General features: G+C 54.9%; 22 protein-coding genes. 6 read left to right on the top strand and 16 right to left on the bottom strand.

Annotated elements, in window-relative coordinates; genetic code table 11:
- Positions 1 to 14: 14 nt before the first annotated feature.
- The 7 genes from ACOI6Z_RS24315 to ACOI6Z_RS24285 all read right to left on the bottom strand — a co-directional run bounded on the left by ACOI6Z_RS24315 (position 15) and on the right by ACOI6Z_RS24285 (position 9593).
- Entirely contained in the window at positions 15 to 1379 is a 1365-nt protein-coding gene (locus ACOI6Z_RS24315; RefSeq protein ID WP_420687535.1) for a NosD domain-containing protein, read from the bottom strand.
- Positions 1380 to 1484: 105 nt separating this feature from the next.
- Positions 1485 to 2873 (bottom strand): glycoside-pentoside-hexuronide (GPH):cation symporter, encoded by a 1389-nt coding sequence (locus tag ACOI6Z_RS24310; RefSeq protein ID WP_263062768.1) that lies wholly within the window; start codon positions 2871 to 2873, stop codon positions 1485 to 1487.
- A gap of 70 nt (positions 2874 to 2943) precedes the next feature.
- Positions 2944 to 3954 (bottom strand): LacI family DNA-binding transcriptional regulator, encoded by a 1011-nt coding sequence (locus ACOI6Z_RS24305; protein ID WP_117136904.1) that lies wholly within the window; start codon positions 3952 to 3954, stop codon positions 2944 to 2946.
- A gap of 459 nt (positions 3955 to 4413) precedes the next feature.
- Positions 4414 to 5679, bottom strand: coding sequence for an MFS transporter (locus ACOI6Z_RS24300; protein WP_050534194.1), 1266 nt, complete (start codon positions 5677 to 5679; stop codon positions 4414 to 4416).
- A gap of 41 nt (positions 5680 to 5720) precedes the next feature.
- Positions 5721 to 7844 carry an alpha-galactosidase gene (locus ACOI6Z_RS24295; RefSeq protein WP_065813437.1) on the bottom strand — a complete coding sequence of 708 codons (2124 nt, stop codon included), beginning with the start codon at positions 7842 to 7844 and terminating at the stop codon, positions 5721 to 5723.
- A 114-nt stretch (positions 7845 to 7958) separates the two neighbouring features.
- Positions 7959 to 8954 carry a substrate-binding domain-containing protein gene (locus ACOI6Z_RS24290; protein ID WP_032454463.1) on the bottom strand — a complete coding sequence of 332 codons (996 nt, stop codon included), beginning with the start codon at positions 8952 to 8954 and terminating at the stop codon, positions 7959 to 7961.
- Positions 8955 to 9044: 90 nt separating this feature from the next.
- On the bottom strand, positions 9045 to 9593 hold the full coding sequence (locus tag ACOI6Z_RS24285) for a helix-turn-helix domain-containing protein (protein ID WP_002882865.1): 549 nt from the start codon (positions 9591 to 9593) through the stop codon (positions 9045 to 9047).
- Between the two features lie 100 nt (positions 9594 to 9693).
- Between ACOI6Z_RS24285 and ACOI6Z_RS24280 the strand changes: the two genes are divergently transcribed.
- Together ACOI6Z_RS24280 and ACOI6Z_RS24275 are read left to right on the top strand one after the other, a co-directional pair.
- Entirely contained in the window at positions 9694 to 10353 is a 660-nt protein-coding gene (locus ACOI6Z_RS24280) for an AzlC family ABC transporter permease (RefSeq protein WP_044520898.1), read from the top strand.
- The gene (locus ACOI6Z_RS24275) at positions 10353 to 10676 is read left to right on the top strand and encodes an AzlD domain-containing protein (RefSeq protein ID WP_008807893.1); all 324 of its coding nucleotides are present in this window, start codon (positions 10353 to 10355) and stop codon (positions 10674 to 10676) included. The genes ACOI6Z_RS24280 and ACOI6Z_RS24275 overlap by 1 nt, the downstream gene beginning before the upstream one ends.
- On the opposite strand, the gene ACOI6Z_RS24270 is transcribed toward ACOI6Z_RS24275, so the two are convergent.
- The 9 genes from ACOI6Z_RS24270 to fdhD form a co-directional block, all read right to left on the bottom strand.
- Complete coding sequence (locus ACOI6Z_RS24270) at positions 10673 to 11266, bottom strand: AAA family ATPase (protein WP_065813438.1); 594 nt, start codon at positions 11264 to 11266, stop codon at positions 10673 to 10675. The two genes, ACOI6Z_RS24275 and ACOI6Z_RS24270, sit on opposite strands and share 4 nt — an antisense overlap.
- On the bottom strand, positions 11263 to 11700 hold the full coding sequence (locus ACOI6Z_RS24265) for a PTS sugar transporter subunit IIA (protein WP_004203645.1): 438 nt from the start codon (positions 11698 to 11700) through the stop codon (positions 11263 to 11265). Before ACOI6Z_RS24265 ends, ACOI6Z_RS24270 begins: the two co-directional genes overlap by 4 nt.
- A gap of 9 nt (positions 11701 to 11709) precedes the next feature.
- Positions 11710 to 11979, bottom strand: a complete 270-nt coding sequence (locus tag ACOI6Z_RS24260; RefSeq protein ID WP_017899833.1) for a hypothetical protein — start codon at positions 11977 to 11979, stop codon at positions 11710 to 11712.
- 59 nt (positions 11980 to 12038) lie between these two features.
- A complete protein-coding gene (locus tag ACOI6Z_RS24255) occupies positions 12039 to 12881 on the bottom strand; it encodes a class II fructose-bisphosphate aldolase (protein WP_032429032.1) in 843 nt (280 codons plus the stop codon).
- The gene (locus ACOI6Z_RS24250; protein ID WP_420687534.1) at positions 12868 to 14235 is read right to left on the bottom strand and encodes a PTS sugar transporter subunit IIC; all 1368 of its coding nucleotides are present in this window, start codon (positions 14233 to 14235) and stop codon (positions 12868 to 12870) included. The genes ACOI6Z_RS24255 and ACOI6Z_RS24250 overlap by 14 nt, the downstream gene beginning before the upstream one ends.
- Positions 14228 to 14542 carry a PTS sugar transporter subunit IIB gene (locus ACOI6Z_RS24245; protein WP_004203640.1) on the bottom strand — a complete coding sequence of 105 codons (315 nt, stop codon included), beginning with the start codon at positions 14540 to 14542 and terminating at the stop codon, positions 14228 to 14230. Before ACOI6Z_RS24245 ends, ACOI6Z_RS24250 begins: the two co-directional genes overlap by 8 nt.
- Positions 14543 to 14553: 11 nt before the next feature.
- Positions 14554 to 15534: a 6-phosphofructokinase gene (locus tag ACOI6Z_RS24240; RefSeq protein WP_023291502.1), complete on the bottom strand. Its 981-nt coding sequence runs from the start codon at positions 15532 to 15534 to the stop codon at positions 14554 to 14556.
- Between the two features lie 389 nt (positions 15535 to 15923).
- Positions 15924 to 16136, bottom strand: coding sequence for a YdgH/BhsA/McbA-like domain containing protein (locus ACOI6Z_RS24235; protein ID WP_023291501.1), 213 nt, complete (start codon positions 16134 to 16136; stop codon positions 15924 to 15926).
- A 128-nt stretch (positions 16137 to 16264) separates the two neighbouring features.
- Entirely contained in the window at positions 16265 to 17101 is an 837-nt protein-coding gene (gene fdhD / locus ACOI6Z_RS24230) for a formate dehydrogenase accessory sulfurtransferase FdhD (RefSeq protein WP_065813264.1), read from the bottom strand.
- Between the two features lie 156 nt (positions 17102 to 17257).
- Here fdhD and fdnG point away from each other — a divergent pair, with 156 nt between their 5' ends.
- From fdnG to fdhE, 4 genes are read left to right on the top strand one after another with little or no spacing between them, the layout of a single operon-like run.
- Positions 17258 to 20308, top strand: a complete 3051-nt coding sequence (fdnG, locus tag ACOI6Z_RS24225) for a formate dehydrogenase-N subunit alpha (RefSeq protein ID WP_090101691.1) — start codon at positions 17258 to 17260, stop codon at positions 20306 to 20308.
- 12 nt (positions 20309 to 20320) lie between these two features.
- The gene (gene fdxH / locus ACOI6Z_RS24220) at positions 20321 to 21223 is read left to right on the top strand and encodes a formate dehydrogenase subunit beta (RefSeq protein ID WP_002882822.1); all 903 of its coding nucleotides are present in this window, start codon (positions 20321 to 20323) and stop codon (positions 21221 to 21223) included.
- Entirely contained in the window at positions 21220 to 21855 is a 636-nt protein-coding gene (gene fdoI / locus ACOI6Z_RS24215) for a formate dehydrogenase cytochrome b556 subunit (RefSeq protein ID WP_004203632.1), read from the top strand. The genes fdxH and fdoI overlap by 4 nt, the downstream gene beginning before the upstream one ends.
- Positions 21852 to 22781 (top strand): formate dehydrogenase accessory protein FdhE, encoded by a 930-nt coding sequence (gene fdhE / locus ACOI6Z_RS24210; RefSeq protein WP_004203631.1) that lies wholly within the window; start codon positions 21852 to 21854, stop codon positions 22779 to 22781. The genes fdoI and fdhE overlap by 4 nt, the downstream gene beginning before the upstream one ends.
- The last annotated feature ends 156 nt before the right edge of the window (positions 22782 to 22937 follow it).

The following is a 22937-nucleotide window of genomic DNA, read 5'->3' as shown; positions in this document are numbered from 1 at the left end:
CCGGTTTATTCCATCTATATATTGCCGGGAGCTGGCGTAGCCCTGAAGGCATTCGTCGCTCTGTCCATCATCACCTGTTGACTATTGCCGCAATCAAGTATCGTGTTTAGAGACGACGCTTTTTCTACCAGCACCGCGACCGCATCAAGGGCTTTTAATCTATCCGTCATCAGCAAAGCGCTGACCTGAGCCGCAAAGCAAGCGTCCTCTTCAGAGGATTGCGCCTGCTGCGCTGACGCTTCCGTGGTCGCAACAATATGATTATTCGCAAGGTAGTTCCCTTTACCGGAAACCAGTCGGATGATGACCGGCTTTGTTCCCTGCGGCCGAAGGTACTGGATATCAATCGTTTCGGAAATATGATTGGCAATCACCGAATTATGACTACCATTGATATGCAGCAGACCATAGGCATCATCCAGGCCATTGTCATAGGCCTGCATCGGCGGCCAGGGTTCGCGATCGCGGAAAAAATGATTTGCCGCGATGAGATTCTCCGCACAGTTATTCTCCAGAACCAACATTCCTGGATAAAATGAGTGCAACCGATTACCGGTCACAGTGGAACGAACAACGCCAGATAAATGAACGCTGCTGGCGCCACGCGGAAAGATATTGTTGCCGGAAATTAATAACCCACCGAAGTTTTGGGCATAAATCGAATAGCCTTTATAGCCTGCGCCAATCAGGTTATCGGTTATTTTAGAAGCCTGGCCGGCGCCACGAAGCTCGATGCAGTTACCGCATTCGGCGATAAAGTTATTATGGATCGCCATAGCATCACTATTATATGTCGTGAGACCATGCTCAAGGTAGATAAATCCCATGCCTGTAATCCGAAAAGCATCCTGAGCGCTGGCGATATAAATCCCGGTTTTGCCGTTTGTATAGCTATTTTCCGGATCGTTTTTTCCCAGCCCATCATCAATAAAGTGCAGGCCATCAATACAGAAGTTTTCAAACGCTACAGAACTAATTCGCGGCGCTCCGCTGCGTTTCACGTAAAATGCAGCACCAGCGTGTTCTTCATCACGGGGGTGCGCACAAATATCGACCAGAATACGGCTGCCACCCGGCCAAATATCATGCAAATTCGCCCAGTCATCAGCTGGCGTATTGAAACGAATACTTGAGGAGACAAAACCGTGTCCGGCACCCATTATTTTTAAATAACTGATATCGATCAAAACCTGCGTCTTCAGATGATAGTCGCCTGGTGGGATATAGATGATGGCACCGGGTTTTCCGCCATTATTAATATCGGTTGCAGTTTGCCCTTTTTTAATATCGAGGATAATACTGTTGATAACTTCGCCGATATCCTTGTTAGGATTACCGATATGCCACTGCGTCACGTCATAATAATTATCATGCGTCATGAAGAACCTCCTCTGCTATGAACAGAAAATCAATTAAAAAAATTCTGATTTGATTAATACTGATATTTAATGATAAATAGTACGGATAGCCTGATCCGCTGGCGATTAATCGCGACCTTTTTCCAGCTCACGTTTTGCAAGATCCGTTTTGATTTTCTCAAGGAACGCGTTATTCAGCTTGAAGTAGCGCACCAGATACGCGCTGATGAAATAACTCACCATCGGCAACAGTGAGAACATCATAATAATCCCTTGAATAGTCTGAGAATTCTGCTGCGGCTCATTCGCGACATAGCCGGTAAACGCCAGAATCCAGGCGACGATTGCGCCAGCGACCGCCAGCCCCATTTTGAGCATAAACAGGTTTCCCGCAAAGGAGATGCCGGTCAGGCGTTTACCAAATTTCCAGTCACCGTAGTCATCGACGTCGGACATCATCGCCCACAGGATGGGGCCAGACTGAATTAAATGCAGAATGTTAATGACGATAAATAGCGCCATCAGCGGGGTCAGTGATTGCGGATCGATAAACCACAGCGCAAATGACAGAATACCGAGAATAATGTTAATAATGCGGAATAGCGCCAGCTTATCAAAGCGATCGGTAAGCGGTTTGGCAAGCACGCTGCCCAGCATATTACAGGCCACGCCCAGCGCCATAAAGAAGGTAATAAATCCGACAGACGCCTTCATGACATAAGTCGCATAATAAATAGTGACGCCACCGCGGATAAATGCCGGAAAAACGTTCAGGAAAGTAATAGAGATCATTAAGAGCCACTGATCGTTTTTAATAATGTCCCGCAGGTCTTTTTTCAACGACTCGTTTTGCTTAACCGATACCACCCGCTCTTTAATGCTGGAAAAGCAGAACAGGAACATCAGCGTTGCCGCACCACCCATAATGACCATGGTCAGCTGGAAACCGGAGGCGCGGTCGCCATTACCCAGCCAGTCCGTTAACGGCAGAATAGAGGAGGAGATAATTAATGTTGCCAGGCCATTCAGGAAAAAGCGCCATGACAAACAGCCCATACGCTCTTTCTGATTGAGGGTAATGACGCCGCCGATCGAGCAATAGGGAATATTAATCGCGGTATAAATCAGCGACATAACCAGATAGGTAACCCAGGCATAAATAATCTTGCCGTTCATGCTGAGCTCTGGGGTCGTGAACATCAGTACCGCCCCCAGACCAAACGGAAATGCCATCCATAATAGCCATGGACGGAATTTTCCCCAGCGCGACACGGTGCGGTCGCAGATTGCCCCCATCAGCGGATCGCTAAACGCGTCGAAGATGCGAATCACCAGGAATAATGTGCCCACCACTCCGGCATTGAGGCCATAGACATCGGTATAGAACCACGTCAGATAGAGCGCCAGTACGCTCCATATCATTCCTGAACCGGCGTCACCCATGCCGTAGCCGATCTTCTCCCTCAGCCCCAGCTTTTCATAAGCGCTTGGCTTTTCCATTGCGGTAGCAGACATAAATACACCTATTTTTTGTTAAAAGGAGCCCATGGCGCCAAATTTCGCGCCATTTCTAAACATAAATCCCTTACAGGGAAGTAATATTAATTTTTACGCTGCTCTCACGAATAATTAACCGAGAGACAATTTCGTGCATTTCAATACTGTCCGGCTGCTGTTGATGTTTCACCATCTGAAACGCGAGGTGAGCAATTTCATTTACCGGCTGTGCAACGCTGGTGATTTTTTTTGTTTGCGCCAGTAGGGTATTATCAAAGCTGGCAATCGCAATATCTTCAGGAGCGGAGATGCCTTTTTCTTTTAGTCCATCGATAATATAGTTTGCCGCAATATCATTATACACTAAGAGGCATGTACAGGTTCGCGTCGGCTCGCTGAGTTTCTCGATAACATCATCAAGAATACTAATATGGCCTGATATCTTTTCACCCTCGCCTTTGGCTATCCAGAACGAATTATCTTTAGCAAGCTTTAAACCGTGACTCGCTATTTTTTTGCTGTACGACGAAACCTTACGGCTATCCACCCCTTCCTGGGCCACAAAGCCAAATGAAAGATGGCCTGTATGAATAAAATGTTCCGCAATACTTTCTGCGCCCCGGTCCTGATTAATCGATACGGAATTAAAGAACCGGGATACCTGGGTGACGACGGCGACCGGGATCCGGGTAATGCTTAACCATTCTGAAAGTTCGGCTTCTGCTTCTGTCGGCACCCATAGCAAACTGTCAATGCCCATCCCCACTAAGGCCTGAATAATATGTTTATCCTGCTGCGGCTGATTCTGATGCGTTTTAACGATCACCGATTTGCCGATATACCGGGCCTCTTCTTCCACCGTCGCCAGCAGTTCACAGAAGTGAGGATTCACCAGATTAGGCAAAACCACACCAATCAGCCCTGAACATTTCCCGCTAAGCTGAAACGAACTTTTGCTGGGAACATAGCAAAGATAATCCATCGCCTCCCGCACCGCCTTACGCGTTTCCGCGACTACGCTGGGGTGATTATTCAGGACTCGTGATACGGTCGCCGTCGAGACCCCAGCTCTTTTCGCTACGTCTTTAATCGATGCCATGGTGATTGATCATACCCTCTAACAATGGTGTTCACTATAAATTGTGAACTCTGCCAGGAATGTAATCCAGTTCACATGTTGCTGCGTTACATAGATCCATACTCTGGCCTCGCATTTTTATTTTACTGGTCATCTTTATTAAGATACGTTAATTGAGAAAAATAAAATAATAAAAAGATATCAAGCTTTCCAGACAGGAAATACAGAGGTGTGATGATATCATTACAGCTCATCACGAGTATGAGGGAGTTAACTTTTATTGACCGAAAGGATTATCTCTTTTTTACAAAAAGAAGAATAAGTTATAGCCCTTATATAGGGTAAAGCCTGGTACAATTCTGGCGGTTATTGTTCATTCCTTATATTTTAATGCCTACCGCTGCTTATCCGCTCTTTCATTTTCACCATAAAAATATCCTTATCTTTCAGTCACATCCATGTGATCTTACCTTCCAATGATTAAACCGTCATCGCATTATCGCGCAGCGGCTCAGTTTTCGTCTTACCCGCTAACGTAAACGCCGATATTAAAGTGATGGTGAGGGCAATACCGCCGAGGATCATATAGGTCTCCTGGAAACCGATCCGATCATACATATTGCCGGCGAAGGCGGAGAGGAAGATCGCCGCCACCTGCTTGGCGAACTGGAAGCCCACCAGGTAAATGGTCGCCGACAGCCGGACGTCAAACACGCCGGTAATATATTTAAAGGCGCCCACCAGCAGGAACGGCACCTCCAGCGCATGGAGCATTTTCAGCGCCACCACTTCCGCGGCGGTGGTGGCGAAGGAAGAGCCAATCATTCTTGCCGCCATCACCATCCCGGCAATCAGCAAGGTATTCTTCGCCCCGATGCGGTTAATAATCCACGGCGAGCTGAACATAATGATGGCGTTACAAATTTCTCCCGCGGTGGTGGCGAAACCAAAGGCACGGGTGCCTGCTTCCGGGGTCGCGAAGAACGATTTGAAGAAGGTGGCGAACTGCTGATCGAAAACGTCATACACGCAGGCTACGCCGATGACGTACAGAATAAACATCCACATCTTCCGCTGGCGGAACATGCGCACCGCCGTTTTTAAATCGATCGCCGGGCGATTGGCGCCGAGCGAGTCCATTACCTGCGCGGACTGACTGGCCTGCGGTTTGGCGATAGCCACCAGCACCACCAGCAGCAGCGCGGCGGCCGAGCCCATCCAGAACACCCACTCCGGGTTAACGCTGAACAGCATCCCCGCCGTGGTGGCGCACAGCGCCCAGCCCAGGCAACCAAAGGTGCGCGCCTTGCCGTATTCAAACCCGCTGTTGCGGCTTACCCGTTCGATATAGGCCTCCATCGCGCCGGCGCCGGCGGAGAACACAAAGCCAATGTAAGCGCCGCCGCTCAGCGCCCCGAGCCAGATATTGGTTTTTAGCAGCGGAGCGAAAACATAGAGGAAGAAGGGAGCAATCAGCACCAGCAGCACGGTCACGATCCACATCAGGTGTTTTTTCAGCCCCAGCTTGTCAGAGATCACACCGAGGATCGGCTGGAAACAGATGGCGAACAGCGACAGGCTGGAGAAAACGAGGCCGGTTTCGGTTTTATTCAGGCCGATGACGTCCGACAGCCAGATCGGCAGAAACGGAAAGCAGGTGGCCATGATGAAGAAGTAGAGAAAGAAGAACAGCCCGAAAATCCAGAAGTTGGGGTTGTTTTTGTGGGTACAGACGGTCGGGTTCATTATATTTTCCTCAAGAAGGGCCGCGGCGCGGCCCGGTACCATCACACGCGTTGCAGGCCAATCAGAATGGCGCTTTCCGGGTCGAGGATGGGCAGCGCCAACCCCGCCTGCTGTAGCCACTCACCGCTTACGGTCTGCGGCGTCGTCATCCATGCCGGCAGCTTCCGCATGGTGTGGCCGCCCTCGCCGGTGATCTGTATGTTCGGATGATCGAGGAGCGTCACCTGATAGCGGGCGCTCGCCTCCAGCCCCGCCAGGCGCAGCGGCGCCATCAGGGTGTAGTCCGGCATCGCCAGCTGGCTGACGAGGAAAATCGCCTGCGCTTTATCCGGGCTGACGACGCCATGGGCAAGGGTGGTGGCGTCCGGCATATCCATCCGCCACTGCACGCCGTGATGGATCACGTCGCGCCATTGCTTATGCAGGGCCGCGTATTTCCGGTACCCGGCGCGTTCTTCTTCATCGGCGCTCACCGGATCCAGCTCAAGCCCCATATGACCGAACAGCGCCGTCAGGCCGCGGAAGGCGATACTGTGCTGGCGGAAGGTGGCATGACAGTGGCGATTACCGATGTGCGCGCCCATCACCTCCGGCGGGAAGAAGTAGCTCATGCCGCGCTGGATGGTATTGCGTTCAAGGGCGTCATTGTTGTCAGAAGCCCAGAAGCGATGGCTGCGCTTGAGGACTTCATAATCGATACGACCGCCGCCGGAGGAGCAGGATTCAAATTCAATATGCGGGAAGCGGGCCACCAGCGTATCGAGCAGGCGATAGAACTGGCGGGTTTGCGCATCGGCGGCAGCTTTACCGTTATGCCCGGGCTGCACCAGCTCGCGGTTCATATCCCACTTCACATAATCCACCGCGTGCTCGCCCAGCAGCCAGCTCATCCGCTCCAGCAGATAATCAAAAGCTTCCGGAATATTCAGGTTCAGGACAAACTGATGACGCCCGGGAAGCGGCGTATAGCCCGGCAGCGCCAGCACCCAGTCGGGATGGGCGCGGTAGAGATCGGAGTTCGGGTTAATCATCTCAGGCTCCACCCAGATGCCGAACTCCATCCCCAGCGACTTCACGTGGTCGATAACCGGCGTCAGGCCGTGGGGATATTTGTCCTCATCGAGATACCAGTCGCCGAGCGCCGCCCAGTCGTCGTTGCGTCCTTTAAACCAGCCGTCGTCAATGATAAAACGCTCCACGCCCAGCGCCGCTGCTTCATCCGCCATGCGCATGATGTAGTCCGGATCGTGGTCGAAATAGATCCCCTCCCAGGTGTTGAGATGCACCGGGCGCGGCTTGTTGCCCGGGAAGCGAATAATCCGTTCGCGCAGATAACGATGGAACTGCTGGCTCATGCCGTTCAGCCCGTTCGCCGAATAGCTGGCATACAGGTACGGCGTCCATAAGGTTTCCCCTTCCGCCAGCGCCATTTCGCCAGGCAGATAGAGCGCCTCGGCCTGCAGATAGCGGCGGCCATCGGTTTTCACCTCCGCCCGCAGGCGATGGTTGCCGCTCCAGCCCAGATGCACGCCCCAGACTTCACCCTGCATCTCGCTAAAGGCGTGGCTGCCGGTGATCAGGGCCGGGAAATGTTCGTGAGAGGTACGCCCGCGGCGGTTCTCCAGCACAAAGCTGTCATGTTCAAGGAGCAGACGATGGGGCTGAAACTCGCGGATCCAGCGGCCATGGAAAGCCATGACCTCGCGAGCGCGCTCGGCGACCGGCAGCGTGACCGCCAGGCGATCCACCTGCCATGGGCTGGCGCGCAGATTGGTCACGCCATGGCGCACGCTCAGCACGCCGCTGCTATCAAGCTGGATTTCACTGCACAACCGCAGACCGGCCTGCGGGTCTTCGCTGACCAGGGTCAGCGTCTGGCCCTCGTGCCGCACTTCGCTGGTGGCGAAAATCGGCGAGGCATCCAGCCCCTGGCGATGGCCTTCAATGCCCGGAGCGCCAAACAGACCATGGCCCAGCTCCGCCATTAAGGTGACCGGGGAATCGACGTCGAGGCGGCCATTGGCGACCGGCCGCGTCAGGCTGTCGGCATCCTGCGGCGAAAAGTGGCTTAAATGCGGCCCCCAGTAGATAATTTCGGCGAAAGGGTGGGTTTTGATCACCACGTCAGCCGCTGCGCTTTGCAGGCGTATAATCGAATCAGACATTAGACATCTCCACTTCAAGGAATGCCTTACTGTTGATCCGAAACGTTTCGGACGCCAACCAAAACGTTTCGGATCCGTGATCGAGTTCAGGAAATTAATCTGTGGAGAGCGGTATCAGGCGGTTTCGCCGGGGATGAATTCGGGCTGCCAGAGCACCTGGAGCGAGGCCAGATCCTCGCCGGCGATTAAGCGGCGGACCATCGTGGCTATCTGGCGGCCCACTCCCTGTCGGGTGGACTGAACCACTGCGCCTACCGGGGTGTCGATGATGCTGTCCTGCGGCAAACCGTCGTAGACCACCAGTGAGACGCGATCGGCGCCGGTAAGACGCCCAAGCTGAGCCAGGGCCATCGCCGCGCCGTCGCCATGGGTGTTGCAGTCGGTGACAATCGCCGTTGGCGGTTCAGGCAAGCGCAGCAGCTCCATCGTTGCCTGAAACCCGCCGCGGCGGGTGGGCGGCACGCTGCGCAGCCAGGTTTCCGCCAGGCCCGCTTCGCGCAGGGCTTCCAGGTAACCGTTGCGCCGTTGGGTAATAAACGCCTGATTATTATTTTCACTCAGCAGCGCGATGCGCCGATGCCCCTGGCTAATCAGATGGCGGGTGGCGCGGTAGGTGCCCGCCTGGTTATCGAAATCAAACCAGGCGTAGGGCTGCGGCAGGCGGCTACGGCCCAGCGCGAGGAAAGGAAAGCCGGAAGAGAGCAGCTGAATCAGGCGCGGGTCGTCGTCCAGGGTATGCGCGACGATCAGCGCATCGACGCGACGGCTCTGCACCATGCGCATATACCCGTGCTTATCGGCCTGTTCATCATCGGCGATCAGCAGTAAATCAATCTCATAGCGCGCCAGTTCGTGGCTGATTTCTCCCACCATTTCGAGAAAGACGTTGTTATTCAGCGGCGCGGGGCGCACGGGGAACACGAGGCCAACGGCGTCGATTTTGCCCATTTTCAGGCGACGCGCGAACGTGTTTGGCCGATATCCGCGACGCTGCGCTTCAGCCTCGACGCGAGCACGGGTCTCCTGCGACACATCATCATAGCCGTTTAACGCGCGGCTGACGGTCGTAACCGAGATCCCAAGTTCTTTAGCAATGGCTTTCAGCGACATAGGTATGCCTGTCTTCGCGGAAGAATGCGGCTAGTGTCCCGCAATACGGCTATGGCGTCCAGCGAGAGCGCGACGCCCGCCGGTGCGATGTCAGTTTTGCTCAGCGATCAGCAGCGCCTGCGTATCCGGCTCCAGGGCCTGAAACACATGCTCCTGATCCGCCGGGTAGCAGATATAGTCGCCCTCGCCGAGCTCTTCCGGCGCCGACGTCAATCCTACCCGCGCGCGCCCCTGAGTGACGATAATATGTTCCACTGACCCTGGCGGATGCGGATGCGAAATGCGGTCGGCGCCGGGCTGGGTGAGCAGCAAATAGATGTCCCGACGCGCGCCGGGCGGGCAGGCGGCCAGCAAAATAGCCTGATAGTTCGCCTGCTCCGCCACCACTTTTGTCCCCTCGCCGCGGCGGATCACCTGCGTTTTGTTCACCTGCGGCTCAAGAAGCCGGGCAAATGGAATATCCAGCGCCACGCAGAGCGACCACAGCGTTTCCAGACTAGGATTACCGTTGCCGGACTCCAGTTGCGATAGCGTGGATTTGGCGATACCCGCCCGACGCGCGACTTCCGCCAGCGAAAGCCCGGTCCGCGCCCGCTCCCGCACCAGACTTTTGGCGATAACGCTGATTGGCTGTGTCATACCCGCCCCTTTGTTTTTTATATCGAACGATTCGTTCGCCTTGAAAAACGATCATTATGTGTTCATTATAATGGAAATTCGTTCGATATGGCTAAGTGATATGAAACAAACTCTCTCCAGTCTCAGCGGAGACACGATAAAAGCGATTGCTTTAGTTTGCCTCGCCGTCGGGGTGGTGGGCATGTCCTATGGGTCGCTGGCGGTGGCTTACGGCTTCCCCTTATGGGTGCCGCTCGTGCTTTCGGTGTCCGTGCTGGCGGGCGCCTCTGAATTTATGTTTATCGGCATTGTCGCCAGCGGCGGTAGCCCACTGGCCGCCGCCGCCGCTGGCCTGTTAGTCAACGCGCGTCATATCCCTTTCGGGGTGACCGTGCGTGAACTGGTGGGTCAGCGCGCCTTAAGCTTTATCGGGTGCCACATTATGAACGACGAGAGTGTGGTCTTTGGCTTGTCGCAGCCCACCCCCGCGCAGCGCAAAGCGGCCTACTGGCTGTGCGGCGCCGGCGTGGCGCTGATCTGGCCTTTGGGTACGCTCACCGGCGCCGCCGTCGGCAAACTGCTGCCGGCGCCGGAGACCATCGGGCTTGATGCGGTCTTCCCGGCAATCCTGCTGGCGCTGGTGATCCCGGCCTTTAAAAACCGTACCACGCTGATCCGCGCCGCCAGCGGCGCCGCGCTGGCGCTTGCCGCCGTGCCGTTTGCGCCTACCGGGCTGCCGGTGCTGCTCTCGCTGTTTGGTTTACTGTCGAGGAAAAAATAATGGGCAATATGACGCTGTTTATCGCCGGTATCGCCATCCTGTCGCTGGGAACCTATCTGATGCGTCTTGGCGGCGCGAAGCTTGGTAATCGGCTGGCCTTTTCCGAGCGCTCGCAGGCGCTGCTTTCCGATGCGGCGACGGTGCTGCTTTTTTCCGTCGCCCTGGCCACCACTTTCTATGAAGGCGCGCATTTCGCCGGCATGGCGCGCGTTCTGGGCGTTGCCGTCGCGGTGTTCCTCGCCTGGCGCAAGGTGCCGCTGATCGGCGTAATTATCGCCGCGGCGGTGGTGACGGCGCTGCTGCGGCTGGCGGGTATGCCCTAGGACGGGTATGCGAAATTCGCCAGACCGGTGCGTTGTCCGCTAATTGTGCCTTCAAGCCATTGAATAACCGGCGTTATCTCCAGCGGGCGCCGCTGGTCTATCGTCAGAAGGGGCCCTAAAGACATGGGCTGCGCACGCCCGGCCAGTTGGGCCAGCTCCGGCAGATACTCTTCGCCGGGGTGGCCCGGCGACCGCGTCGCCAGCCGCGAGGCATAGCGCGCGACCGCCAGCTCGGGGGAGATATGGTTCCAGATCTCAATCACCTGCTCCACGCCCGCCTGCTGCAGCAATTTTTGCAAGGTCTCCCGGGGCTGGAAGCCGAACCAGGCGTCGATCAACCAGACCATGCTGGCAGGCGATGCGCCGACAATCGACCAGATCACCTCATACGCCGCGCAGCCCAGTTGGCGATTCATTGGCCGGTCGACCGGGGCCAGACGCGCCATAAACGGCTCTTTGATGCCGTCGATCGTCAATACCGGCAGGCTGAAGGTCTCCGCCAGCAAACGGGTGATGGTACTCTTCCCCGAAGCCGGAATGCCGTTGATTAAAATAGCCGTTTTGCAGACTGGGGTCAGATGTCTGTTCATAGTAATGCGACAACCTCCTCCCGGCTGCGGGCCATCCGCAGTTTGGCCATCGTGTCATTGTTATCCAGCAGCGCGACGATGGAGCGGATCCCCTCCTCGATATGCGCATTGCTATCCCGGGCGCCAAACATAATGACGATGTCGGCCTTTTCACTGTCTGCAAAGGGAATCGGCTTTTCCAACAGCACCAGGCTAAAGCAGTTGCGTCTGACGCCGCACTCGGGTCGGGCATGGGGGATAGCAATACCTTCATCGAAAACGTAATAGGCGCCATGGTTCAGGGTATTGTCGATCACCGCCTGGCTATATTCGGTCGAAATAAAGCCTTTTGCCTCCAGCGGGCGGGCAGCCAGCTTTATTACCCGCTGCCAGTCGGACTCCACAACGCCAACCTGAATGGCATCGGCCTCAATAAGCAGTTCTTTTATGGTCATTCTGTATTCCTAAATATTGCGGCGAATAATATTGCGTAAATTATCAATCTGCAGAAACAGCGTATCAATATCCTGCCGGTGGGTGGTGCTTTTGGCATATATGGATAGCGCCCGGTTGTAAGTCAGCATCAATGTTTTTTGCACCTCGCTATTGCCAGGCTGGCGCTGTAGTTCGCCTTCCAGCCTGGCAATCTCCTCCGCCAACTGACGGGACTGTTGATCATAATCCTGCAGCGGGGTTTGCTCTTTTTTCCACAACGTTTTCAATGATTCAAACATAGCAAGTTCCCTCCCTGGCGGAAGACAGGGCAACGAAATAGAGAGTGACGGAGAAAACGTTATTTAAATAACGCCATTTTTTCCATTAAGACATCAGTGACAGCCTGGTTGGCGGGAATTAAGAATTTCCGTACGCTGTCATTCACTTTCCCTTTCTCAAACGTCGTCTTACAGCGGTCAACCCACTGCACGTTCATTTCCGTCCCGACGTTCACTTTATTAATCCCTTCGGTGACGGCCAGCCGCATATCCTCATCGCTGACGCCGGTACCGCCATGCAGCACCAGCGGCACGCCGGTCGCCGCGCTAATCTGTTTCAGCCGCTGGTGCTGTATCTGCGCTTTACCGGTGTAGAGGCCATGCACAGTGCCCACCGAGACGGCCAGCATATCGACCTGGGTCTCCTCCACAAAGCGTTTCGCGTCTTCGACGGTGGTAAAACAGATATCTTCCGCCGCCACCGCTTTTCCATCCTCTGACCCACCGATCGCCCCCAGTTCGCCTTCTACCGTAATATTGCGCGGGCGGGCCATCTCCACCACTATTCGCGTATTACCGATATTTTCCTCAAGGCTTAAATGTGAGCCGTCGTACATCACCGACGAAAAGCCCGCGTTCATTGCCGTCTCGATGGCCTTAATATCTGAGCAGTGGTCAAGATGCAGACAGGTTGGAATATTTTCACTGTCCGCTAATGAACGCACGGCGTCGACCAGCAAACGATAGCCGAGGTACTCCGCGGTCCCGGTTGAAATTTGGATCATTAACGGGCTGTGGCTGTTTTGCGCGGCTTTGAAAAATGCCGGTAGCATCTCAATACAGTGCAAGTTAAACGAGCCAATCGCTTTAAAATTTCTCTCTTGGGCGATTTTTAAAATCTCATTGAAATTATACAGACTCATGAACATTTTCCCCTTTCGGCTTAGCGGATTTCCCGTTGACAAACCATGCCAGTGCGGCGACAAACACAATAAATAAGGCGACAAAGAGCCAGTTATTCTGGAAGGCGTGGCCTAATACCAGACCCGAGCTGATGACGTCAGAGTCGCTGAAGGTGACGCCCGTAAAGCCGTAACTCTCCAGCATGGGCATCAGAATGGCCGGCAGAAACGTGATAAACAGACCGTGAATAACCCCGCCGATCATTGCCCCGCGGCGTCCGCCCAGCGCGTTGCCAAATACCCCTGCCGTACCGCCGGCGAAAAAGTTGGTTAACAGCCCGGGGAGGATCATCGCCAGACCGAACATTGGGAAGACCAGCATGCCGATAATCGAGCCGACGGTCGTCGCCAGAAATCCGACAATCACCGCATTCGGCGCATAAGGAAACAGTACCGGGCAATCGAGAGCCGGCTTCGCATCCGGAACAATACGCATCGCGATACCGCGAAAGGCCGGCACCAGCTCATTGAGCAATAAACGCACGCCGCTATAGAGGACAAAAACCCCGGCGACAAACTGAATGGACTGCATAAAGGCATACATCAGGTAGTTAATCCCGCCGGAGAACTGCGCGATGTACTGCGGACCCGCCGCGATAGCCGGGATGAGATACATCGGCACCATCACCACCGCCATGGCCAGATAGGTATCCTGCAGAAACTTAAAGTTATCAGGCAGCTCGAGATCTTCCGTGGAGCGGGAACCTTTGCCGACGACCTTCGCGACGGCGGCCTGCACCAGATAACCGATGGTACAAAAGTGCCCCAAGGCTACGTCGTCAGACCCGGTTATGCGCCTGACCACCGGCTGCGCCAGGGCCGGCATTAACACCGCCATCACGCCGCCGAAGATGCCCCCGGTTAAAATCAGCGGTACGCCGGTGAGCCCGGATTTATAGCCAATCACGGCGCCGATCGTCGCCATCCACAGCAGCGCCTGACCGGTCAGGAAAATATATTTTAGCGGCGTCAGACGGGCGATAATAATATTGACGGCAAAGATCACCAGCAGCGTCAGCGCCACTTCCGAACCTAATTCCCGATTCGCTAACCCGGCGATGGCGGCCACATCGGTAATGTAGCCCTTCATGCCAAACCCCTGGGTGAAGATATCGTTGAGGAAGGTTAGCGTGGCGACAATGATGTTGATCCCGGCCATCATAATTAAGAAGCCGAGCAGCGTTTTAAACGTCCCTTCCGCGGTTTTGCCCGGGGATTTCTTTTGCAGGATCAGGCCAAGCATGGCAATAAAAGCAATAAGAATAGATGCCTGACCAAGTAAATCCTTAACGATAAACGCAACGAAGCTATTCATAATCAGCCACCTTCAGATGACGTTCTTTTAAGAATGCGACGATTTTGGTTTCAATTTCCTCTTTATCCGTAAGTTTATTGAGCACCACGACGCGTTTAATTTCCTCTTCAGTGGCATCAGCGGTTAAGATGTCGGCAAAGGTTTTTTGCGTCAAAATCATATCCGATTTAAAGGCTCCAGCTTCGGATACGGTGGTGTGTTCAATATGAGCGGGAATTTCCAGCTTTTTTAAAACTGCCTTCGCCGTCATTTCAATGGCAAAGCTTGAACCGAGGCCGCAGCCACATACGCATAAAATTTTCAGCATGGGGGGTCTCCTCAAATAATATTGAGTTGCTTGGCAAGTTTATAATGATGTCCTTCAGTATCGACCAGACGTTTTTTCATACTGACTAAATCAATCGGAATAGGTTTATTACTGGAATTAATTATTATGGCTTTATTTTTCATACCTGACTGAATACAGCGAACCACCTCACTGGCCATAATGGTGCCCTGATAAATCTCTTCACAGGTCGGGTCACCGCTGCGTAAGCCATAGCCGACAATCGTTTTACGGATACGGACGCCAATTTGCGGTTCCAGCTGTTTGATCATGGTATCAATCGCTCCCTGAAAGCCGGGAGAGTACTCTTTGGTGTAGCCTTCTGAGCAGAGGATAACGACGCTGTTCTGCATGCTCAGCTTCCGGGTAATCCGTTCCGCAAGCATGGCCAGCGGCATCTGCGCCTCCGGGATCAGGGCAATATCCGCATTGCATTTAATGGCGGACTGTAACGTTAGTTCTCCACAATAACCTCCTAATATCTCAACCATAAAAACCCGCCCCGGCAGCGCTCTTCCGGTATTTCTTAAACGGGAGACTTCTTTAATAATCTGCTCGCAGGCCGTGGAAAAACCAATCGTATAATCACTGCCATACACATCATTATCGATAGTCATTCCCACGCCAAAGCAATTAATATCAAATTCACTTAGGGTATTGAGAAACTGCAGGCTGCCATCCCCCCCGGCCATAATAAGCACATCAATACGCAACGATTTAAGTTTTTTAGCAATCATTTCATATTCGCTGCGCTGCAGTTTGCGACTGGTGCGTCCGGAGGTAATGATCGGCACAGCGGTAATAGAGAAATCAACCAGATCGCGCCACGCGATATCCTGATGATTTTTCTCCAGCAGGCCAGGAATACCGCCATTAAACAGGGTGATCTCGGCATCAGCCTGCCTGGCAATCTGGAATATAAAATTATTCATTCCCGAAACATCCCCGCCGCTAATAACGATGCCAATTTTCATGACGCTTCCTCGCTCATTTGCCTGACGACATTTTTCCCTGACTGCAAGACTTCTATTTGCAATGGAGATCACATAATGCGTATTAAATTAGGTCCGTGAATAGTTGACAGGAGTGATATCGCACTTATTTTTGTGATAAACATCTCATTAAAAGAGAGTGATCTTCATCGCTTTCTGGTTTTAATATCTTTATATTTCATAGAGTTAAAACATCGAGATATTCAGCATTGAAGATGTTTTATTTGCGGTAATAATGGGGATTTAAGAAAAGAACGGAAACGTGAGTACTGCCACATTTTTTTCGCGGCGGTGGGAAATAGTGGCTGTTTTTTGCCAAAGCGGAAACAAAAAAAGCGCCCTGAGGCGCTCTTTCGACAGTAGCGTTACGCTTATTTGTTCAGTTCCGCAGTCATATGCACGCGGTTGCCGGTAAACGCTTCGGTAATTTTGTAAGACGAAGCGCCTGCTGCCTGGGCCTGTGCGGCGATTTTCGCTTCCGCGCCGTCCATCGTTGTCGCGGTAGCGGTGACGGTTTCAGCAGCGAAGGAAGCAAAAGAGGCGGCCATAGCGATTACTGCGACAAAAGTTTTGATGCTTTTCATGAGATAAACCCTTTCATTTAGTTGTTTAGATAAGGCGTTGTGCCTTGATGTGTTAAATAGTAGCCCGCACATCGCTAAACAAAAAGCGGAAGGATTTGCTGTCATTGTTCAAATTTACTGATCAACTTTTAACCCGCATTCAAACGCTGCGGGTGGGTGTAGATCGTCGCCCTGCCCGGCTTGCAAAAGCCCACCAGCGTCAGGTTGCAGCGCTCGGCGACTTCCACCGCTAAGGTGGTAGCTGCTGATACCGCGAACAGGATCTCGACGCCGCACATCGCGGCTTTCTGCACCATTTCATAGCTGGCGCGGCTGGATACCAGCGCGGCGCCAGGCAGCCAGCCCTCGCCGATTTCCGCCCGCCGGCCGAGCAGTTTATCCAGCGCCACATGCCGGCCGACGTCTTCAAAACCGCCCGCCAGTTCGCCCGTCGACCGGACCCAGGCGGCCGCGTGGGTGCAGCCGGTGAGTCGGCCGATCGGTTGAAAGTCGTTAAGATGCGCCAGAGCCTGGTCGAGGTTGGCGAGATCGAACGTCTGGGTGAACGGCAGCGGCTGGACCGGCTTACCAATATCATTGAGCTGCTCGACGCCGCATACCCCGCAGCCGGTGCGCCCGGCCAGCGCGCGTCGCCGGGCTTTGAGCCCCATAAAACGCCGGCTGGAGAGTTCAATCTGCACCTCAAGGCCGTTGCACATCGACACCACGTCCATGCCGAAAATCTCCCGCCGATGCTCAATAATCCCTTCGGATAAGGAGAAGCCGACGGCGAATTGCTCGAGGTCTTTCGGCGTGGCCATCATCACTACGTGGGAGATACCGTTGTAGACCAGCGCGACGGGGACCTCTTCCGCTAACTCATCTGGCTGAGGGTGTTGCAGATCCTCGCGCTTCCAGAGGGAGACCCGGCGATATCCTGTGATGTTCGTCACATTTTCGATTTGTTCGAGAGGCTTCTTGTTCACTTTGCTTTAACCGTATTGGAACAGGCATACACACAATGTGGTATTCTGTTTTTATCCCTTCAGGAATGAGGGAAATATGCCCTAATTCTGAACCTTTGCGGCTTTCACCGCAAAGCAAATAACTACATGTGACAATGTCGAAACAAGGAGCGAACCATGCAGGTCAGCAGAAGGCAGTTCTTTAAGATCTGCGCTGGCGGTATGGCGGGAACCACGGCAGCAGCGCTGGGCTTTGCCCCGGCAACTGCGCTCGCGGAGACACGGCAGTACAAATTGCTGCGCACACGCGAAACCCGTAACACCTGCACATACTGTTCTGTCGGCTGTGGGCTGTTGATGTATAGCCTCGGCGACGGCGCAAAAAACGCCAAAGCATCCATTTTCCATATCGAAGGCGATCCGGATCATCCGGTTAACCGTGGTGCGCTCTGTCCGAAAGGGGCCGGTCTGGTGGACTTTATCCATTCTGAAAGCCGCCTGAAATTCCCGGAATATCGCGCGCCAGGCTCCGATAAATGGCAGCAAATCAGCTGGGACGAAGCCTTCGATCGCATCGCGAAGCTGATGAAAGAGGACCGCGACGCCAACTTTATCGCGCAAAACGACGCCGGCACCACCGTCAACCGCTGGTTGACCACCGGGATGCTGTGCGCCTCCGCTTCCAGTAACGAAACCGGCTATTTAACGCAAAAATTCACCCGCGCCCTCGGGATGCTGGCGGTGGATAACCAGGCGCGTGTCTGACACGGACCAACGGTAGCAAGTCTTGCTCCAACATTTGGTCGCGGTGCGATGACCAACCACTGGGTGGATATTAAGAACGCCAACCTGGTCGTGGTGATGGGCGGTAACGCCGCTGAAGCGCATCCGGTGGGATTCCGCTGGGCGATGGAAGCCAAAATCCATAACGGTGCCAAACTCATCGTTATCGATCCGCGCTTCACGCGTACGGCGTCGGTGGCTGATTTCTATACCCCGATTCGTTCCGGTACCGACATTACCTTCCTGTCGGGCGTGATCCTGTACCTGCTGAATAACGAAAAATTCAACCGCGAATACACCGAAGCCTACACCAACGCCAGCCTGATCGTGCGTGAGGACTACAGCTTCGACGACGGGCTGTTCAGCGGCTATAACGCAGAAAAACGCCAGTACGACAAAACCAGCTGGAACTATGAGCTGGACGAAAACGGCTTCGCCAAACGCGATACCACGCTGCAACATCCGCGCTGCGTCTGGAACCTGCTGAAGCAGCACGTTTCCCGTTATACCCCGGATGTGGTCGAAAACATCTGCGGTACGCCGAAGGCCGACTTCCTCAAAGTCTGTGAATACATTGCCGAAACCAGCGCGCCGGATAAAACCGCGTCGTTCCTGTACGCTCTCGGCTGGACCCAGCACTCCATCGGCGCGCAGAACATCCGCACCATGGCGATGATCCAGCTGCTGCTCGGCAACATGGGGATGGCAGGCGGCGGCGTCAACGCCCTGCGCGGCCACTCCAATATCCAGGGTCTGACCGACCTCGGCCTGCTCTCTACCAGCCTGCCGGGCTACATGTCGCTGCCTAACGAAAAACAGGCCGACCTGCAGACCTACCTGACGGCTAACACGCCGAAGCCGCTGCTGAAAGACCAGGTCAACTACTGGGGCAACTATCCGAAGTTTTTCGTCTCCATGATGAAAGCCTTCTTCGGCGATAAAGCGACAGCAGAAAACAGCTGGGGCTTTGACTGGCTGCCGAAGTGGGATAAGAGCTACGACGTTCTGCAGTACTTCGAGATGATGAATCAGGGCAAAGTGAATGGCTATATTTGCCAGGGCTTTAACCCGGTCGCCTCGTTCCCGAACAAAAACAAGGTCGTCGCTTCCCTGTCGAAGCTGAAGTTCCTCGTGACCATCGACCCGCTCAATACCGAAACGTCCACCTTCTGGCAAAACCACGGTGAGTCGAACGATGTTGACCCGTCGACAATCCAGACCGAAGTATTCCGTCTGCCGTCCACCTGCTTCGCCGAAGAGAACGGGTCTATCGTCAACTCCGGCCGCTGGCTGCAGTGGCACTGGAAAGGCGCGGACGCCCCGGGGATCGCTGTCACCGATGGCGAAATCCTCGCCGGTATCTTCACTCGCCTGCGTAAGATGTATGCCGAAGAGGGTGGCCCGGCGCCGGATCCGGTGCTCAACATGACGTGGAATTACTCCACACCGCATGAGCCGGCGTCGGAAGAAGTGGCGATGGAAAGCAACGGTAAAGCGCTGGCGGATATTACCGACCCGGCGACCGGCGCGGTGATCGTCAAGAAAGGGCAGCAGCTGAGCTCCTTCGCACAGCTACGCGACGACGGCACGACCTCCAGCGGCTGCTGGATCTTCGCCGGAAGCTGGACGCCGGAAGGCAACCAGATGGCGCGCCGCGATAACGCCGATCCGTCCGGTCTGGGCAATACGCTGGGCTGGGCCTGGGCATGGCCGCTCAACCGCCGCATCCTGTATAACCGCGCCTCCGCGGACCCACAGGGTAAACCGTGGGATCCTAAACGTCAGTTGCTGAAGTGGGACGGCGCGAAATGGGGCGGCGTGGATATTCCGGACTACAGCGCCGCCGCGCCTGGCAGCGACGTCGGTCCGTTTATCATGCAGCCGGAAGGGATGGGCCGTCTGTTCGCTATCGATAAGATGGCGGAAGGACCGTTCCCGGAACACTACGAGCCGTTTGAAACGCCGCTCGGGACTAACCCGCTGCACCCGAACGTGGTCTCTAACCCGGCCGCTCGCGTCTTCAAAGGCGATCTCGAGCAGATGGGCAAAGCGGAGAAATTCCCGTACGTCGGCACCACTTACCGCCTGACCGAACACTTCCACTACTGGACCAAGCACGCGCTGCTTAACGCCATCGCGCAGCCGGAGCAGTTTGTGGAGATCGGTGAAAAACTGGCGAATAAGCTTGGCATCAGCCATGGCGATACCGTCAAGGTCTCCTCCAACCGCGGCTACATCAAGGCCAAGGCGGTGGTGACCAAACGTATTCGCACGCTGAAAGTGGACGGTAAGGATATCGATACCATCGGCATTCCTATTCACTGGGGCTATGAGGGCGTGGCGAAAAAAGGCTTTATTGCCAATACCCTGACGCCGTTCGTCGGTGATGCGAACACGCAGACGCCGGAGTTCAAAGCTTTCCTCGTGAACGTGGAAAAGGTGTAACGGAGACGACTTATGGCTTATCAATCGCAAGATATTATTCGTCGTTCCGCGACTAACGGTTTCACTCCCGCGCCTCAGGCGCGGGACCACCAGCAGGAGGTGGCGAAGCTTATCGACGTCACCACCTGTATCGGCTGCAAAGCCTGTCAGGTGGCCTGCTCCGAATGGAACGATATTCGTGATGAAGTCGGTCACAACGTCGGGGTGTATGACAACCCGGCGGACCTGACCGCCAAGTCATGGACGGTAATGCGCTTCTCGGAAGTGGAGCAAAACGACAAGCTGGAATGGCTCATCCGCAAAGATGGCTGCATGCACTGCGCCGATCCGGGCTGCCTGAAGGCCTGCCCGTCAGAAGGCGCGATCATTCAGTACGCCAACGGCATCGTCGATTTCCAGTCCGAGCAGTGCATCGGCTGCGGTTACTGTATCGCCGGCTGTCCTTTCGATGTGCCGCGTCTGAACCCGGAAGACAACCGCGTCTACAAATGTACCCTGTGCGTAGACCGCGTCACCGTCGGCCAGGAACCGGCCTGCGTGAAAACCTGCCCAACCGGCGCCATCCACTTTGGCTCCAAAGAGGATATGAAAACGCTGGCCGGCGAGCGCGTGGCTGAGCTGAAAACCCGCGGTTACGACAATGCGGGCCTGTACGATCCGGCCGGCGTCGGCGGCACCCACGTCATGTACGTGCTGCACCATGCCGACAAGCCGAATCTGTACCACGGCCTGCCGGAAAACCCGGAGATCAGCCAGACCGTCAAGTTCTGGAAAGGCATCTGGAAACCGCTGGCGGCCGTCGGCTTCGCCGCGACCTTCGCAGCCAGTATCTTCCACTACGTCGGCGTCGGTCCGAACCGCGCGGAAGAGGAAGAGGACAACCTGCATGAAGAGAAAGACGAGGTGCGCAAATGAAACGACGTGACACCATCGTGCGCTACACGGCGCCGGAACGCATCAACCACTGGGTCACCGCCTTCTGCTTCATCCTGGCGGCGGTAAGCGGGTTAGGCTTTTTCTTCCCGTCCTTTAACTGGCTGATGCATATCCTCGGCACGCCGCAGCTGGCGCGAATTCTCCACCCATTCGTCGGGGTGGTGATGTTCGCGTCGTTCATCATCATGTTTTTCCGTTACTGGCACCACAACCTAATCAATCGGGATGATATCTTTTGGGCGAAGAATATTCGTAAGATCGTCGTCAACGAGGAGGTGGGCGATACCGGGCGCTATAACTTCGGCCAGAAATGCGTATTCTGGGCGGCGATTATCTTCCTGGTACTGCTGCTGGTGAGCGGTGTGATCATCTGGCGTCCGTATTTTGCGCCGGCTTTCTCAATCCCGGTGATCCGATTTGCGCTGATGCTGCATTCATTTGCCGCAGTGGCGTTAATTGTGGTTATCATGGTGCATATCTACGCCGCCCTCTGGGTGAAAGGCACCATTACCGCGATGGTGGAAGGCTGGGTCACCAGTACGTGGGCGAAGAAACATCACCCGCGCTGGTACCGAGAGGTCCGCCAGAAACAGGAAAAGTCATCTGAATGAGTATTCGCATAATCCCGCAAGACGAGCTGGGTTCGAGCGAGAAACGCACGGCGGAAGCCATTCCGCCGCTACTGTTCCCCAGACTGAAAAATTTGTATAACCGCCGCGCTGAACGCCTGCGCGAGCTGGCCGCCAACAACCCGCTGGGCGATTATCTGCGCTTTGCCGCGCTGATCGCCCATGCCCAGGAAGTGGTGCTGTACGACCATCCGCTGCAGATGGATCTCACCGCCCGCATTAAAGCGGCCAGCGAACAGGGCAAGCCGCCGCTGGATATCCACGTCCTGCCGCGCGACAAACACTGGCACAAGCTGCTGCACTCGCTGATTGCCGAGCTGAAGCCGGAGATGAGCGGCCCGGCGCTGGCGGTGATTGAAAATCTGGAAAAAGCCTCTGAGCAGGAGCTGGAGCAGATGGCCAGCGCGCTGTTTGCTTCCGACTTCGCCTCGGTCAGCAGCGATAAAGCGCCGTTCATCTGGGCCGCGCTGTCGCTCTACTGGGCGCAGATGGCCAGTCTGATCCCCGGGAAAGCGCGCGCCGAATACGGCGAACAGCGCCAGTTCTGCCCGGTGTGCGGCTCGATGCCGGTCTCCAGCATCGTGCAGATCGGTACCACCCAGGGGCTGCGCTATCTGCACTGCAATCTGTGCGAAACCGAGTGGCACGTGGTACGCGTCAAATGTAGCAATTGCGAACAGAGCCGCGATCTGCACTACTGGTCGCTGGACAACGAGCAGGCTGCGGTGAAAGCTGAAAGCTGTGGCGACTGCGGAACCTACCTGAAGATTATGTATCAGGAGAAGGATCCGAAAGTCGAAGCCGTCGCCGACGATTTGGCATCCCTGGTGCTCGACGCCCGCATGGAGCAGGAAGGCTTCGCCAGAAGCTCAATTAACCCGTTCATGTTCCCCGGCGAAGGGGAGTAAGTTCTCATCAAACCGGGAAGCACTTGCGACCCGGTCTTTCAATGCGTTTCTATAAAGATCATCTTGCTACGCCATTGGCTTACAGTAATCGAATCAGGCTCGTACAGCTACCAGTCACACATTACAAGTGCCAAACCGCAGTATCCAGCACCTCGG

Origin of the sequence: Klebsiella sp. C239 (genome assembly GCF_048822715.1) — a bacterium.
GTDB lineage: Bacteria > Pseudomonadota > Gammaproteobacteria > Enterobacterales > Enterobacteriaceae > Klebsiella > Klebsiella quasipneumoniae.
Note: the sequence above shows the minus strand (reverse complement) of the source record. Positions and strands in the feature narration are given on the sequence as shown.